1 protein-coding gene is annotated in these 2,653 nt (G+C 71.4%); it reads left to right on the top strand.

Going from position 1 to position 2,653, the window contains the following annotated elements:
• A partial coding sequence (locus AB0R04_RS38820) for an FtsX-like permease family protein (protein WP_363378886.1) occupies nt 1–2,532 on the top strand: 2,532 nt, incomplete at its 5' end.
• Nucleotides 2,533–2,653: the final 121 nt, after the last annotated feature.

Raw genomic sequence — 2,653 nt, 5'->3', positions numbered from 1 at the left:
GCCCACAAGGGCCGACTCCTCATGACGGCGCTGGCCGTCATGCTCGGCACCGCCTTCGTCGCCGGCACCATGGTCTTCTCCGACACCTTCGGCAACGCGCTCAGGACCCAGAACTCCAAGAGCTACACCGACATCGCCGTCACGGTCAGCGACCGCGACGCCGCCCGCCAGGCCTACGACCACACCGGCGAGGACTCCGAGGGCCCGGCCCTCACCGAGGAGATCCGCAAGGCGGTCGCGGCACTGCCCGGCGCCGCCGAGGCGCGCGGCGTGGTCAGCGGCTTCGCCGGCATCGCCGACAAGAAGGGCGCGCTGATCGGCAACGGCTTCTCCACCACCGGCACCAACTACGTGCCGGGTGCCGACGGCACCGACCCGCGCTACCCGCTGGTCGACGGCCGCGGCCCGCACGGCTCGGGCGAGATCGCACTGGACACCAAGACCGCCGAGAAGGGCGGCTACCAGGTCGGCGACACCGTCCGGGTCGCCGTCAACGGCCCGGTGATGAAGCTCAAGCTCACCGGCACCCTGACCACCAACGACCCGCGCGTGCTGGCCGGCGGCTCGCTGGCCGCCTTCGACACCGCCACCGCCCAGCAGCTCTACCTGAGCCCGGGCCGCTACGCCGAGCTGGACGTCAAGGGCAAGCCGGGCGCGGACGACACCGCGCTGCTCGCCGCCGTCAAGCAGACCGCCCCGCAGGGCGACTCGATCGAGGCGAAGACCGGGCGCGAGCTCGCCGCCGAGCAGGACCGGATGATCCAGCAGGGCACCAAGGTCCTGAGCACCTTCCTGATGGTCTTCGCCTTCATCTCGCTGTTCGTCGGCATCTTCATCATCGCCAACACCTTCACCATGCTGGTCGCCCAGCGCACCAAGGAACTCGCACTGCTGCGAGCGATCGGCGCCAGCCGCAAGCAGATCACCCGCTCCGTGCTGGTCGAGGCACTGCTGGTCGGCCTGCTCGCCTCGGCGGCCGGGCTGCTCGCCGGCATCGGGATCGGCGCCGGCATGCAGACGGTGGTCAGCGCGATGGACGACACCATGCCGCAGGGCTCGCTGGTGATCAAGCCGCTCACCATCGCGGTGACCCTGCTGGTCGGCGTCCTGGTGACGGTGCTGTCCGCCCTGCTGCCGGCCGTGCGCGCCGCCCGGATCGCCCCGGTGGCCGCGATGAGCTCGACCGAGCAGCCGGCCACCCAGAAGAGCCTGCTGGTCCGCAACACGATCGGCCTGCTGTTCACGCTGGCCGGCGCGGGCTCCCTGGCCGCGGGCGCGGGCGGCAAGGAGTACAAGCTGGTCGGGCTCGGCGCGGGCACCCTGCTGATCGGCGTGTTCGTGCTGACCCCGCTGCTGGCCCGGCCGCTGATCGCGCTGTTCGCCCCGCTGCTGCGCAAGGTCTACGGCACGCCGGGCAAGCTGGCCCAGGAGAACGCGATCCGCAACCCGCGCCGGACGGCGGCCACCGCCTCGGCGCTGACCATCGGCGTCACCCTGATCACCGCGCTGACCGTGGTCGGCGCCTCGGTGAACAAGGCCGTCGACGCGGCGACCGCGGACGACCTCAAGGCCGACTACACGGTCGCCATGCAGAACGGCTCGAAGCTCTCCCCCGAGGTCGCCGGCCAGATCGCCAAGGCGCCCGGCGTCAGCGCCATGAGCGTGATGCGCGAAATCCGGGTGACGACCGACAAGGGCGACTCCGACTACGAGTTCCTGACGGGCGTCGACGCCGCGACCATCGGCCAGCTGGCCACCGTCAAGGTCAAGGACGGTTCGGCGGACGCCCTCAAGCAGGGCAAGCTGATGATGAGCTCGGGCACCGCCGAGCGCCTCGGCTTCAAGGTCGGCGACACCATGGCCGTCACCTACCCGGACAAGACCAAGGGCTCGCTCACCGTCGGCGCCGTGCTGGAGGCCAACAGCGCGCTGGCCAACATCGTCGCCCCGGACAACGTGGTGGGCCCGCACGCGCTGCCCGGCTCCGGCCCGGCGAAGGTCCTGGTGAAGGGCGCCAACGGCGCGGACGAGAAGCTGAAGCAGGCGCTGCGCGATGCGACCGGCGGCAACCCGCTGATCGCCGTCAAGGGCGAGAAGGACATCAAGGCGGAGAACCGTCAGCTGATCACCGGCATGCTGAACATGATGTACGGGCTGCTCGGGATGGCCGTGGTGATCGCGGTGCTCGGCGTGGTCAACACCATGGCGATGTCGGTGTTCGAACGGCGCCGGGAGATCGGCATGCTGCGGGCGATCGGCCTGGACCGGATCGGCATCCGCCGGATGGTCCGGCTGGAGTCGCTGCTGATCGCGCTGTTCGGCGGCGCGGTCGGGATCGGGCTCGGGATCCTGGTGGCCTGGGCGGGCACCCGCACGATGGCGGACTCGCTCAAGAACATCACCACCGTGGTGCCGCCGCTGCAGATCCTCGGCTTCCTGGTCGCGGCCGCGGTGATCGGCCTGCTGGCCGCCCTCTGGCCGGCCCACCGGGCCGCCCGGATGGACATCCTGGGCGCGATCAAGAGCGAGTAGGCGCCCCCCGCGCAAGCGCGCCGGAGCCCCGGACGGTCCTCGCGAAGCGGCGCGCGTCCAGGCGGACGGGCAGGGCGGCGGGCAGGTCCAGCTCGACCCGGTCGCTCCAGCCACGCAGGTC

Origin of the sequence: Kitasatospora sp. NPDC056731, from assembly GCF_040687675.1 — a bacterium.
Lineage (GTDB): Bacteria > Actinomycetota > Actinomycetes > Streptomycetales > Streptomycetaceae > Kitasatospora.
The sequence above is the reverse complement of the archived record's forward strand: the minus strand, read 5'-3'. Positions and strand labels throughout refer to the sequence as shown.